The following is a 12709-nucleotide window of genomic DNA, read 5'->3' as shown; positions in this document are numbered from 1 at the left end:
GGGAATGCGACAGAGGGGAGCACGCATGGGAATCCGTTATCTGCACACGATGGTCCGGGTGAAGGATCTGGAGAAATCCATCGAATTCTACAAGATGCTGGGGCTGGTCGAACGCCGCCGCAGGGAGAGCGAGCAGGGGCGGTTCACGCTGGTGTTCCTGTGCCCGCCGGATCAGGCGGACGGACACGCGGACGTGGAACTGACCTACAACTGGGATGGTGACGATGGCTTGCCGTCGGATTCGCGGCACTTCGGGCATCTGGCCTATACGGTGCCGGACATCTACGCGATGTGCCAGACGCTGATGGACGCCGGGGTCACGATCAACCGCCCGCCGCGCGACGGGCACATGGCCTTCGTGCGCTCGCCCGACAACGTGTCGATCGAGCTTTTGCAGGAGGGCGACGCCCTGCCGCCGCAGGAACCCTGGGCGTCGATGGAAAACACCGGGCACTGGTGATGGCGTGCTGAGGCTCTGGCTGCTGGTCCTGCTGTGCGCGTCGCCCCTGGCGGCGCGGGCGCAGGATAACTGTCGGCTGGCGCTGCTGTTGGCGATGGACGTGTCAAGCTCCGTCGACGAAGGCGAATACCTGTTGCAGCGGGACGGCACGGCGGCGGCGCTGGAGTCTCCAGAGGTGATGGCAGCCATCCTCGACGGCGGCGGCGGCTCCGTGGCGCTGGCGGTCTACGAGTGGAGCGGACGGCGGCAGTCGACGGTGGTGCTCGACTGGACCCTGCTGGGCAGCGAGGCGGATGTGCGGGCGGCGGCGGACGTGCTGCGGCGCACCGGGCGGTCGTACTCGCGGTTCCCGACGGCCCTGGGCTACGCGCTGGGGTTCGGCGCGACCATGCTGACTCGCGCTCCGCCCTGCGAGCGGCAGGTGATCGACGTGTCCGGGGACGGTATCACCAACGACGGCTTCGGCCCGGATCTGGCGTACCGGCACTTCCCCTTCGACGGGGTGACGGTGAACGGGCTGACGGTGCTCGGCGCCGATCCCGACGTGCGCGAGCATTACGAGTTCTTCGTGCTGAAGGGGCCAGGAGCCTTCCTGGAAACCGCGCAGGGCTACGAAGGCTTCCAGGAGGCGATGCGGCGCAAGCTGCTGCGCGAGGTCTCCGTGCGGATCATCGGGGCGCTGGAATGAAGGCGCTGCTGGTTCTGCTGTCGGTCTTGGCCGGCGCAGCGGAGGCGGCCTGTCGCCAGGCACTGTCCCTGGGGCTGGACGTGTCGGGGTCCGTGGATGCGCAGGAGTATCGGTTGCAACTGGACGGGCTGGCGGCGGCGCTGGAGAACGGCGAGGTGGTCGACGCCTTCCTCGCCATGCCCGATGCGCCGGTGCGGCTGATGGTTTTCGAATGGAGCGGCCCGCACGCGCCGCGGGTTCTGCAGGAGTGGGTGACGGTGCTCGGGGCCCCGGACCTTGCCGCCGTGGCGCAACGGCTGCGCCGGACCGGGCGTGCCAAGCTCGATCCATCCACGGCGATCGGCGTGGCGAAACAGGCGGGGGCAAGGATGCTTGCCGATCAGGGCGCGTGTTGGCGGCGGGTGCTGGATCTGTCCGGGGATGGCGAGAGCAACACCGGCCCGCGCCCGCAGGATGTGCGCCCCGGCGGCTTGACCATCAACGCGCTGGTGGTGACAGGCGAGGAACCGGGCGCCCTGCTCGGGTATTTCAAAGCCTACGTGATCGAGGGCGAACAGGCTTTCGTGGAACCTGCTCTTGGCTTCGAGGACTTCGAGGCCGCGATGGTGCGCAAGCTGAAGCGGGAGTTGCAGGTCCTGGTGCTGTCCGAGCGGGAATAGGGCGGGGAAAATTTTGCCGGGACAAAATTTTGGTTCGGGGCTCTGCCCCGTCTCGCTGCGCGAGCCTCCCCGGGGGATTTTTGCCAAGAAGAAGCCGGGGACGGGTCATCCCCAGGGCGTCGGTTCCTCGGGCAGAGCGCGGCCGAACACGTTTTCCCTGTGCCAGCGCAGGTTTTCCGGATGTGGGAGATCGTGGGGGTTGGCCGGCCGCAGGAGTTTGCCGCCCGGCGCAAGCAGGCGGGAGACGACCTCACCCGGGACCTTGTTGTGCGAGACGAGGATGGTCTCATTGTCGTCGGCCACGGAGATCAGCCCGCGATCGAACATCCAGTGCAGCGTGCCCGACAGGGCCAGGCCATTGCGGACGGAGTCGCTGCCCTGATGCTCGACGGGACGGATATGCGCCGCCTGTACCTCGGGCCGCCCGCCGCCGTTGCGCAGCATCAGGCCGGACATGGCGCAGCGATACCCGTAGGCTTCGCGGACCTTGCGGCGGAAGGCGACGTCCCGGTAAGCGCGTCGGGTCAGGCGTTCGAGGACCGGGCGTTCGAAGATCGCGGCGCCGTCATCCATTTCGGGACGGCGTGGGTCGTAGCGGCGGGCTTCGATGTCTTCCAGGTCCGGCGGCAGGCCGAGGGTCACGATGCGGGCAAACTCCGCATCCGGCAGGCGCCGCACCGCCAGCTGCACCGCGCCGCCCTTCTTCGGCGTGCCGTCCCGCTCCATCAAGGCGGACTCCAGCGGTCGGCCTGACACGAGCCGGGGGACTTCGCGGTCCAGCGGCAGGTAGCTTCCGGGCTCGATCAGGGCGAGATAGCGCCCCGGCACGCCCGGCTTCGGGATCACCTGCCGGATCTGCGCCACGGCGAAATACCCGCGCGGCCCTGCCTTGACCGGCTCGTAATAGACAACCCAGTCGCCGACGGCCTCCTTCACGGCCTTCAGATAGGCGCGCGGGAAATCATACCGGACGTCCGGTTCGTCATCGTAGATCGAGTCGGCCTTGTGCAGGAGAACGAGTTTCACCATGCCGCCAGGAAAACCGCACCACGGAGAAACGCAAGGGCCTTGGTGTCCCAAGCCTGAGGGGAAGGCCGCGTCGCGTGCTTCTCTGGTCCGAAAATACCCTCGGGGGTGAGGCTCGCCAGAGCCGAGGGGGCGGAGCCCCCTGCATTTCTTCCTTCAAGAAATGCCGCCCCGGTCAGGGTTTCGGCACCCGATCTGCCTTCTTGCGCACCAGCACTTGCCGCAGGTCGTGCATCGCCAGCAGAAGATCGTCCGTCACCGCTTCCAGAGCCTCCGGTGTGGCGCGGCTCTGGGCCCATTGCGCGGCGGTGTGCAGCGCGTCGATGGTCCGCAGGATGTCTTCGGTCTCGCGGCCTGCGAGCACCGCCTGCCGGCCGTCCATCCAGTCCCGGATCGCTGCCGTCTCATCCTCGGTCAGCACATGCTCGCCATGCGCGCGGATCTCGCCCTTGTTCAGGTTGACCACGGCGATCTGGTTCAGGTCGATGCGCCGCTGCCGGTTCTCGGTGTCGACGCGGTAGACCAGCGCGCCGTTGTCGCGGGTGCGGAAGTAGAACTCGGGCAGATCGCTGGACATGGGGGCACCGGAACCGTCAGGAGAGACCTTCGCAGAACGTCTTGATGCGGGCGCAGGCCTCGGTCAGGGCATCGTCCGACGCCGCGTAGCTCACGCGGAAGTTGGGTGACAGGCCGAAGGCCGCGCCGAAGACCACGGCGACGCCGTTCTCTTCCAGCAGCGCCTTGCAGAAGGCCTCGTCATTCTCGATCCGCGTGCCGCCCTTGCTGGTCTTGCCGATGCATTCCGCGATGTCCGGGTAGACGTAGAACGCGCCTTCGGGCGTCGGGCAGGTGATGCCGGGGCAATCGTTCAGCAGGCGGACCACGAGGTCGCGACGGCGCAGGAAGGCGGCGCAGCGCTCCGCGAGGAAGTCCTGCGGGCCGTTCAGCGCCTCCACCGCCGCCCATTGCGAGATGCTCGACGGATTGGTGGTGCTCTGCGATTGCAGCTTGCGCATGGCGGCGATCAGCTTTTCCGGCCCGCCGGCGTATCCGATGCGCCAGCCGGTCATGGCGTAGGCCTTGGAGACACCGTTGACGGTCAGGGTGCGGTCATACAGCTGTGGCTCGACCTGCGCGGGGGTGCAGAACTCGAAGCCATCGTAGGCGAGGTGTTCGTACATATCGTCGGACATCACCCAGACATGCGGGTGGCGCAGCAGCACGTCGGTGAGGGCCTTCAATTCGTCCCGGGTGTAGCCCGCGCCGGTGGGGTTCGATGGCGAGTTGAAGATGAACCACTTGGTGGCGGGGGTGATCGCCGCCTCCAGCGCCTCGGGGGTGATCTTGTAGCCCATCTGGCGCTCGCCGGTGACGATGACCGGCGCGCCGCCGCCGAGGCGGACGATGTCCGGATAGCTGACCCAGTAGGGCGCGGGAATGATGACCTCGTCGCCGGGATTGAGCGTGGCGAGGAGGGCGTTGTAGAGCACCTGCTTGCCGCCGGTCGAGACGCTGATTTGCGACGGCGTGTAGGTCAGGCCGTTCTCCCGCGCGAACTTGTCGCAGACCGCCTGTTTCAGCTCGAGAATGCCATCGGGCGCGGTGTACTTCGTTTTTCCGGCCTGGATTGCCGCAATCGCTGCGGCCTTGATGGTCTCCGGCGTGTCAAAATCCGGCTCACCGGCGCTGAGCGCGATGACATCCCGCCCGTTCCGGACCAGATCGGCGGCAAGTGCGGTGATGGCGACGGTGGGCGAAGGTTGCACGCGCGCCAGCGTTTCGGAGAGGAAGGACATGCGGGGTCATCCGTTTGTAATGTGCCGCCGACTGTCTTAGTTTGCACGGTGCCTGCGCACAAGGCTTTGCGCCGGGTGCATTGAGGGGCTGCCGTCTGGATGCCGCCCGGGAAGGAAGAGAACGATGAGCGACACCACAACCGAAACCGACTGGTACGGCCCCGACGCGGCGACCTTCGGCGACCGCCTGGCCGCCGCCCGCGAGGCCTCGGGCATGACCCAGGAAAGCCTGGCCAAGCGGCTGGGCGTCAAGCTGGGCACGCTGCAGGGCTGGGAGGACGACATGTCCGAGCCACGCGCCAACAAGCTGTCGATGCTGTCCGGTCTGCTCAACGTCTCCATGGTCTGGCTGATCACCGGCGAGGGCGAGGGGGTCAGCGCACCAGACGAGGAGGCTCTGTCGCCGGAGGTCGCCGATATCCTGGCGGAGATTCGGGCCATGCGGGCGAAGATGAAGGGCCAGGCGGAAAAGCTGGGCCGCCTGGAGAAGGCGCTGCGGCTGTTGCTGAAGGAGAAGGGCTGAGATGTCCGAGGACCGTGAGACACGGAAGAAGCGGCTGGCGATGCGCTCGATGCGGCGCGGGACCAAGGAGATGGACATCCTGCTGATCCGCTACCGCGACGCGCGGCTTGCGGCGATGGGGGATGCGGAACTCGACGCCTACGAGGCGCTGCTTGAAGAAAACGATCAGGACCTCTACCAGTGGATTTCCGGGCAGAAACCGGCTCCGGCCGCGCATGCCCCGCTGGTGGACAGCATCCGCGCGGTGGCATCGGGCGCGGGGTGACCGCCGGGTCCTGGTCTCCCCCTGTCCCTCGCTGAACATCGCCCTCTGGACGGCTACCGGGCGCTCGGCCCCCACCCCGGCCCTCCCCATGGGGGAGGGAGCCCGCGCCCGCCGAAACGGGTTCCGGGGACGCGCGGACGGGGCAGCACGCGATGCCATGCCCGTCGATTGAAATGAGGCGAAAATATAGATCGCATTTTCCACAGTATCGCCGTCATTTAACGCAATATTGGTCTTTAAGGGGCAGTTTCCGCAGACACCGAAATCAGGCGGAGACACACATGAGCATACATTCAACGGTGGCCAAACCCGGCGAGCAGGGGTTCATGGCCAGCTACCTGGACGCGCTGAGCCTCGTGGAACGGCTGCACCGACTCCTGCTCGACGTCATCAAGGACGAGTTCGAGCGGCTCGGCATCATCGACGTGAACGCGGTGCAGGCGCTGCTGCTGTTCAACATCGGCGACAACGAGGTGACGGCGGGCGAACTCAAGTCGCGCGGCTACTACCAGGGCTCGAACGTCAGCTACAACCTCAAGAAGCTTGTCGAGATGGGCTACATGCACCATCAGCGCTGCGAGATCGACCGCCGGTCGGTGCGCGTGCGCCTGACCCAGCGCGGCCGCGAGATCCGCGACATCGTGACCGATCTCTTCGGCCGTCATGCCGAGGGCCTGCAGGGCAAGAACGTCCTGAGCCTCGATGGCATCGACGAAATCACCAACTCCCTGCGCCGGGTGGAGCGGTACTGGACCGACCAGATCCGCTACATCTACTGAAAGACCGACGACCTCCGCGCGCCCCGCAGGCAGAACGCCGCGTGGTTCGCCCCTTCAGGCAGCGAGCAGTCGGACCGGCAGAAGGCCGCTCTTGCTCCACCCGCTCCCTCCCGCGCCGGACTGCCGGCGCCGATGCCAATCTCCGCGATCCTTTCCCGATCCTCTCCTTCCATCGCTGACCCACGCCACGCCGCGGCCCATTGGCCTTTTGTGGCGCCGCGACTCATGGCTGGTCCCGGTCCGGCATCGCCTTGCGCTTCCGCACCCTGGCCCCGAGCGCGGCCTGGACAGGGCCCGGCCGGGCCACCGCACAGGACGGCGCAGTCCGAAGCCCGGTTTGACGGATGGCTCCGAACCCGACGCGGATGCGACGGGGGGACCCGTATCCCCGTTTTGCGGCGAGGCGCATTAAATCCCGGATTTTCAAAAGGAAAAAATTGACTTGCGCCGGATGGCTGGTAGCCTGACAGGCAACGCTTCATTCTTGCCGATCAATGATGGGGGACATCATGCGTATTCTCGGAACTCTCGGCCTCGCTGCGGGCTTTGCCATGACCGCCGGGGCGGCGCTCGCCTGGGGCGACGCGTACAGGGGCGACGCCACCAACGATCCCAATTCCAACTTCCTGATGCACAGCTACCCCTCGAAGGAGAACTTCTGCCCCGCCGGGCTGCAGCCCGTGACGCTGGGCGGCGTGATCTGCTGCGGCGTGCCGAATGCCGGCCCGTACATCAACCGTGCCGGGGGCAAGGCGGCGTACAAGCCGAAGAAGAAGGTCCGCGCCCCGGCGGCCTATGCGCCGGTGGGCGAAAAGGGCGTCATCTACCGGTGAACGTGATGCTGGCCGGGGCGGGTGCCTCGGCTCTTGGCATTTGAGGTCAGGCCGCGTATACGCGCGGCCTGATTGCTTACGAAGGGCCGAACCGATGCAGGGCAGCGCGAATCTCAACATCATGATGAAGGCCGCCCGCAAGGCCGGCCGCTCCCTCGTCAAGGACTTCCGCGAAGTCGAGAACCTGCAGGTGTCCATGCGCGGCGCCGGCGATTTCGTCAGCCGCGCCGATGCGGCGGCAGAGGAGATCCTGCGCGAGGAATTGATGGGCGCACGCGGCTATGGCTGGGTGGGTGGCCAGGCGGGCGAAATCGCGGGTGAGGACCCGACGCGCCGCTGGCTGGTCGACCCGCTCGGCGGTGCGGCGAACTTCCTGCACGGGTTGCCGCACTGGTGCATCTCGATCGCGCTGGAGCACAAGGGACAGATCGTCTCGGCAATCGTCTTCGATCCGGCCAAGGACGAGATGTTCTACTCGGAAAAAGGCGCCGGGGCCTGGCTTAACGATTCCAAGCGGATGCGGGTCTCAGGCCGGCACCGCATGGTGGAAGCGCTGTTCGCAACGGAGGTGCCGTTCAGCACCCGGCGCACGCTGCCCGCGACGATCAAGGATCTCGCCAAACTGATGCCGGAATGCGCGGGTGCGCGCCAGTGGGGGGCCCCGGCGCTGGACCTCGCCTACGTGGCGGCGGGCCGGTTCGACGGGTTCTGGGCGCGGGAAATGGACCTGCACCGGATCGCAGCGGGCACGTTGATCGCCAAGGAAGCCGGAGCGCTGCTCGAAGGGGTGCGCGAGGATCAGGACCCGCTCGAGTCGGGCTCTATCCTTTGCGCCAGCAACAACATCTTCGACCCTTTCGCAAAGATCATCCGGTCGGTCTGACCCGCGGCGGGTCGGATTCGGGTATTTGGACCAAGAAGAAGACGGGGCGCGGCGCAAGAAGGCGGGCGGCGCCCCTTGTATTTCGTCCATCTGTTTCTTCCTGGCTCAAATACCCATGCACGGTTTCAGTCCGCGGTCCGGTCCGAGGGGTGATTGACCCCGTCATGCCAGGGCACCGGCTCGAACGCCTTCGGCTCGGCCCCCTCGATGGCATAGAGGTTGACGCCGTATTCGTTCGGGTTGGAGCGGCGGCGGTGGTACATGTAGATGCCGCAGACCGAGCAGAAGTGGTGTTTCGCGGTCTTCGTGCCCCATTCGTAGAGCGTGAGCTTGTCCGCGCCCCGGACGATCTCGATGCCGTCAAGAGGGGCGGAGACCACCGGGACGGAGCGGCGGCGGCAGAAGGAGCAGTCGCAGCGGCGGGCGGTGTTGAAACCGTCGGACAACGTGACGCGCAGTTCGACGGCGCCGCAATGGCAGGTGGCTCGGACGGGATCGGTCATCGGCGGGGCACTCTCGGGATTCGGGTGGTGGAATAGCGCGCGTCCGGATGGGGCGGGTGGCCGTGGGTGCGCGCCCAGAACCGCGGGCCTCCCAGGCGACGCCAGAGCGGGACGGTGAGGGCGATGCCGAGGGCAAAGCCGCCCGCGTGCGCCCAGTAGGCCACGCCGCCCGCGCCCGCGGGTGTGCCGAAGCCGCCGAAAAGCTGCATGCCGAACCACAGCGCCAGAACGATCCAGGCGGGCAGGGGGATGACGCGGAAGACCACGATCAGGATGACGAGGATGTCGACCCGCGCTTTCGGGAAGAGCAGCAGGTAGCCGCCCATCACCCCGGCGATGGCGCCGGAAGCGCCGACGGTGGGGATGTTGGAGAACGGCTCGGAGAAGTAATGCGCGAGGCCCGCGCCGAGGCCGCAGGCCAGGTAGAAGAGCAGGTAGGGGACATGGCCCATCTCGTCCTCGACATTGTCGCCGAAGATGAAGAGAAACAGCATGTTGCCGCCAAGGTGGGCGAGGCCGCCGTGCAGGAACATGGAGGTGAACAGCCCCGTGTACCCCTGTCCGTCGGAGATGAAGGCCGGAACCAGCGCCCAGTCGGCGTAGAAGGCGAACAGGGCCCGCTGGTCGCCGTGCAGGTGCCAGGTGCTTAGGAAGATGCCGATATTGGCGGCGATCAGCATCCAGGTCACGTAAGGTGCGCGGCCCGAGGGGTTATGGTCACGGATCGGAAACATGGGTGCAGAATGACCCCGGTTTGGCCGGGGTCAAGGGGGTGCGAAGAGTGAGCAGATTTTTGGACTGAAAATCTGCTCACCGTTCCGGAGGGTCAGTTCTCCGATCCGGCCAGCAAGGCGGCGTTGCCGCCCGCGGCCGTGGTGTCGATGCAGACGTGGCGTTCTGCGCGGGCGTGGCCCGCGTCGGGTGCGCCGGTGATGAGTGTCAGGATCGGGCCATTGCGTTTGGCCAGCGCCTGCCGGTAGGCGCGGGCGGTCTCCGTGTCGCCCCACCAGAGCGTTGCCGAGAAGCCGCCCAGGGTCTCGAGCGCCTTCGCCTCCACCGCGCCGGAGGCCGTGACCGCCTGCCCGCCGAGCGTGCGGATGGCCTCCGCCTGCTGCTCCGCCGCTGCGCCGGGACCAAGGCACAACACCGGCGGCCTTGCGAAGGTGCCGTACTGGTTCGCCTCGCCGGTGGGGCCGGGGAGTTCCGTGCGCGTCGGTTCCGGCACCTTGCCCGGCTTCTTCAGCGCGGCTTTCAGCGCATCGAGGTCCTGCGGGCTGTCGAAGGCGGTGCCCTCGGCGGGGGCCGGGTGCCTGCGGAAACGGTCGACATAAAGCGGCCCGCCTGCCTTGGGTCCGGTGCCGGAGAGGCCCTCGCCGCCGAAAGGCTGGCTGCCGACAATCGCGCCGATCTGGTTGCGGTTGACGTAGATGTTCCCCGCGTGGACCGCGTCCGTGACGTGCTGCACGCGGTCGTCGATGCGGGTCATCAGGCCGAAAGTCAGGCCGTATCCGGTGGCGTTGATGTCCGCGATGACCTTGTCCAACTCGCTGGCCTTGAAGGTCGCCACATGCAGGACAGGGCCGAAGATCTCCTTCTCCAGGTCCTTGATGCCGCCGATGCGGATCAGGGTCGGCGCGACGAAGAAGCCGTTGTCCGGCGTCGGGTATGTCTTCAGCACGCGGCCCTCGGCCTGGGCCTTGCGGATGTGGCTCACGATGCCCTGACGGGCCTCTTCGTCGATCACCGGGCCGACGTCCGTGGTCAATTCCCACGGGTTGCCCATGCGCAGCGCGTCCATCGCGCCTTGCAGCATCTCGAGGAAATGCGGGGCGATGTCGTCCTGCACGTAGAGGCAGCGCAGGGCGGAGCAGCGTTGGCCCGCGCTCTGGAAGGCGGATTCCACGATGGCTTGCACGGCCTGCTCGGGCAGGGCGGTGCTGTCGACGATCATGGCGTTGAGGCCGCCGGTCTCCGCGATCAGCGGTGCACCGGGGGCGAGGTGTTTCGCCATCGAACGGTGGATGATCTGCGCGGTGTCGGTGGAGCCGGTGAAGGCGACGCCGTTTGTGGCCGGATTGGAGGTCAACGCGCCGCCGACTTCGCCTGCGCCGGGAAGGAGTTGAAGGGCCGTTTGCGGCACACCTGCCTCATGCAGGAGTTCGACGGCACGATAGGCAATGAGAGAGGTTTGCTCGGCGGGTTTCGCCAGCACGGCATTGCCTGCGGCGAGGGCGGCAGCGATCTGCCCGGTGAAGATGGCGAGCGGGAAGTTCCACGGCGAGATGCAGGTGAAGACGCCCTGCGGGGCGGCGCCTTCCGTCCGGGCACCGTAATAGCACAGAAAATCCACTGCCTCGCGCAGTTCGGCGACGGCGTCCATCAGCGTCTTGCCCGCCTCGCGGTGCAGCAAAGCGAAGAATTCATCGAAATGCGCTTCGAAGAGGTCGGCGGCGCGGGAGAGGGTCAGCGCCCGCTCCTCCGGGCTGGCTTCCCAGGGCCTGGCGGCTTGCGCAGCCCTGGCGACAGTCTCCGGCGTGGCCCATGTGACCGTGCCGACGGTGTCGGAGGGGTCGGCGGGGTTGAGCACCGGGGTTTCCTCCCCGGCGGGGGCCTCTACGGCACAGAGCGGGGCGGCGTTCCAGCGGTGTGTGCGGAAGGCATCGCGGCCCTTCTCCACGTCTTCCAAGGTCGGACGATTGCGCAGGTCGAAGCCTTTCGAGTTCACGCGCTCCGGCTGGAAAAGGTTCGGGCCGGTGGTCAGCTTTGCCGGCTGCAATTGCTCGAACGGATCGGCGGCGACGACGTCCGGCGGCACGTCCTCGTCGACGATCTGATTCACGAAAGACGAGTTCGCACCGTTCTCCAGCAGGCGGCGCACGAGGTAGGCGAGCAGATCGCGATGTGCGCCCACGGGGGCGTAGATCCGGCAGCGGGTGCCTTCCTTGTCCTTCACGAGCGAATGCAGCGTCTCGCCCATACCGTGCAGGCGCTGGAACTCGTAAGCGGTTGAATCGACGCCCATATCCTCTGCCATGTGCAGGATGGCGGCGACGGTGTGGGCGTTGTGGGTGGCGAATTGCGGGTAGATGCGGGATGTCATGCCGAGCAGCTTGCGGGCGTTGGCGATGTAGCTCACATCGGTGGCGTGCTTCGAGGTGAAGACCGGGAAACCATCGACACCCATGACCTGCGCGCGCTTGATTTCCGTGTCCCAGTAGGCGCCTTTCACCAGCCGCACCATGATCTTGCGGTCGAGCCGCTCGGCCAGTTCGTGCAGCCAGTCGAGCACCGGCGCGGCGCGTTTGCCGTAGGCTTGCACCACGACGCCGAAACCTTCCCAGCCCTTGAGCGAGGGTTCGGCGAGGACTTCCTCGATCACGTCGAGCGAGATTTCCAGCCGGTCGGCCTCTTCCGCGTCGATGTTCAGGCCGATCCCGGCGGAGCGGGCAAGCTGGCAGAGGGTGCGCAGACGAGGCGCAAGTTCGTCCATGACGGTCTGCTTCTGAAGCTCGTCATAGCGCGGATGCAGGGCGGAGAGTTTGACGGAAATGCCCGGGTTGGTGCGGATGTCGTTGCCCTTCGCGGCCTCGGCAATGGCCCCGATGGCGCGGGAATAGGCGAGGTGATAGCGGCGGGCGTCGCCCTCGGTCCGAGCCGCCTCGCCCAGCATGTCGTAGGAGTAGGTGTAACCCTTCGCCTCCATGGCCGATCCGCGTTTCATCGCCTTTTCAATGGTTTCGCCCAGCACGAACTGTGCGCCCATCTCCTTCATGGCGCGGCCGACGGCGGTGCGGATCACCGGCTCGCCCAGACGCTTGATGGCGGAGCGCAGGGCGCGGACGGGGCTCGGGCGCTCGTCGTCGAGCACCTTCCCGGTCAGCATCAGCGCCCATGTGGAGGCATTGACCAGCGGCGAGGTCGAATGCCCCATGTGCTTGCCCCAGTCGGAGGGCGCGATCTTGTCCTCGATCAGCGCGTCGATGGTCTCGGCATCCGGCACCCGCAGGAGCGCCTCGGCCAGACACATCAACGCGATGCCCTCGTCGGTCGACAGGCCGTATTCCGCGAGGAAGACCTCCATCAGCCCCGGGTGCGAGGTGCCGCGGATGTCCTTGACCAGCCCGGCGGCGCGTTTGGTGATCGCGGCGCGGTCCTGCGGCGAGAGGGCCGCCTGCGCCACCAGCGCGTCAACCACCGTCTGCTCGTGGGCATAGGTGCCGTGATGGATGCGCTGGCGCGGGGAGAGAGAATCGGAACGGTCGAGCGACATGGGCGGCCTTTCGGGTTGCGGGCG

14 protein-coding genes are annotated in these 12709 nt (G+C 66.9%); 8 read left to right on the top strand and 6 right to left on the bottom strand.

All coding sequences use genetic code 11. From position 1 onward, the window contains the following. The first annotated feature begins 25 nt into the window (after window positions 1–25). From ACP159_RS10450 to ACP159_RS10440, 3 genes are read left to right on the top strand one after another with little or no spacing between them, the layout of a single operon-like run. The gene (locus ACP159_RS10450; RefSeq protein WP_425099631.1) at window positions 26–460 is read left to right on the top strand and encodes a VOC family protein; all 435 of its coding nucleotides are present in this window, start codon (window positions 26–28) and stop codon (window positions 458–460) included. A gap of 4 nt (window positions 461–464) precedes the next feature. After that, window positions 465–1148 (top strand): DUF1194 domain-containing protein, encoded by a 684-nt coding sequence (locus ACP159_RS10445; RefSeq protein WP_425099630.1) that lies wholly within the window; start codon window positions 465–467, stop codon window positions 1146–1148. Then, a complete protein-coding gene (locus tag ACP159_RS10440) occupies window positions 1145–1807 on the top strand; it encodes a DUF1194 domain-containing protein (protein WP_425099629.1) in 663 nt (220 codons plus the stop codon). Before ACP159_RS10445 ends, ACP159_RS10440 begins: the two co-directional genes overlap by 4 nt. Before the next feature lie 105 nt (window positions 1808–1912). On the opposite strand, the gene ACP159_RS10435 is transcribed toward ACP159_RS10440, so the two are convergent. The 3 genes from ACP159_RS10435 to ACP159_RS10425 all read right to left on the bottom strand — a co-directional run bounded on the left by ACP159_RS10435 (window position 1913) and on the right by ACP159_RS10425 (window position 4629). Then, window positions 1913–2836, bottom strand: coding sequence for an HNH endonuclease (locus ACP159_RS10435; protein ID WP_425099628.1), 924 nt, complete (start codon window positions 2834–2836; stop codon window positions 1913–1915). 172 nt (window positions 2837–3008) lie between these two features. Next, window positions 3009–3410: a hypothetical protein gene (locus ACP159_RS10430; protein ID WP_425099627.1), complete on the bottom strand. Its 402-nt coding sequence runs from the start codon at window positions 3408–3410 to the stop codon at window positions 3009–3011. Window positions 3411–3426: 16 nt separating this feature from the next. After that, window positions 3427–4629: a pyridoxal phosphate-dependent aminotransferase gene (locus tag ACP159_RS10425; RefSeq protein WP_425099626.1), complete on the bottom strand. Its 1203-nt coding sequence runs from the start codon at window positions 4627–4629 to the stop codon at window positions 3427–3429. Between the two features lie 124 nt (window positions 4630–4753). Here ACP159_RS10425 and ACP159_RS10420 point away from each other — a divergent pair, with 124 nt between their 5' ends. The 5 genes from ACP159_RS10420 (at window position 4754) to ACP159_RS10400 (ending at window position 7912) form a co-directional block, all read left to right on the top strand. Then, window positions 4754–5152, top strand: a complete 399-nt coding sequence (locus tag ACP159_RS10420) for a helix-turn-helix domain-containing protein (protein ID WP_425099625.1) — start codon at window positions 4754–4756, stop codon at window positions 5150–5152. 1 nt (window position 5153) lies between these two features. After that, window positions 5154–5417 carry a succinate dehydrogenase assembly factor 2 gene (locus tag ACP159_RS10415; RefSeq protein WP_425099624.1) on the top strand — a complete coding sequence of 88 codons (264 nt, stop codon included), beginning with the start codon at window positions 5154–5156 and terminating at the stop codon, window positions 5415–5417. A 281-nt stretch (window positions 5418–5698) separates the two neighbouring features. After that, the gene (locus tag ACP159_RS10410) at window positions 5699–6196 is read left to right on the top strand and encodes a MarR family winged helix-turn-helix transcriptional regulator (protein ID WP_425099623.1); all 498 of its coding nucleotides are present in this window, start codon (window positions 5699–5701) and stop codon (window positions 6194–6196) included. Between the two features lie 509 nt (window positions 6197–6705). Then, window positions 6706–7029 carry a hypothetical protein gene (locus ACP159_RS10405; RefSeq protein WP_425099622.1) on the top strand — a complete coding sequence of 108 codons (324 nt, stop codon included), beginning with the start codon at window positions 6706–6708 and terminating at the stop codon, window positions 7027–7029. A 94-nt stretch (window positions 7030–7123) separates the two neighbouring features. Next, window positions 7124–7912, top strand: a complete 789-nt coding sequence (locus ACP159_RS10400; protein WP_425099621.1) for an inositol monophosphatase family protein — start codon at window positions 7124–7126, stop codon at window positions 7910–7912. A 125-nt stretch (window positions 7913–8037) separates the two neighbouring features. Here the strand turns inward: ACP159_RS10400 and ACP159_RS10395 are convergent, their stop codons facing one another. The 3 genes from ACP159_RS10395 to putA form a co-directional block, all read right to left on the bottom strand. After that, entirely contained in the window at window positions 8038–8415 is a 378-nt protein-coding gene (locus ACP159_RS10395) for a GFA family protein (protein ID WP_425099620.1), read from the bottom strand. Further along, the gene (locus ACP159_RS10390; protein WP_425099619.1) at window positions 8412–9149 is read right to left on the bottom strand and encodes a rhomboid family intramembrane serine protease; all 738 of its coding nucleotides are present in this window, start codon (window positions 9147–9149) and stop codon (window positions 8412–8414) included. The genes ACP159_RS10395 and ACP159_RS10390 overlap by 4 nt, the downstream gene beginning before the upstream one ends. A 92-nt stretch (window positions 9150–9241) precedes the next feature. Continuing rightward, window positions 9242–12685, bottom strand: coding sequence for a bifunctional proline dehydrogenase/L-glutamate gamma-semialdehyde dehydrogenase PutA (gene putA, locus ACP159_RS10385; RefSeq protein ID WP_425099618.1), 3444 nt, complete (start codon window positions 12683–12685; stop codon window positions 9242–9244). Window positions 12686–12709 lie beyond the last annotated feature (24 nt).

This window comes from Tropicibacter sp. S64 (assembly GCF_049803835.1).
Lineage (GTDB): Bacteria > Pseudomonadota > Alphaproteobacteria > Rhodobacterales > Rhodobacteraceae > Pacificoceanicola.
The sequence above is the reverse complement of the archived record's forward strand: the minus strand, read 5'-3'. Positions and strand labels throughout refer to the sequence as shown.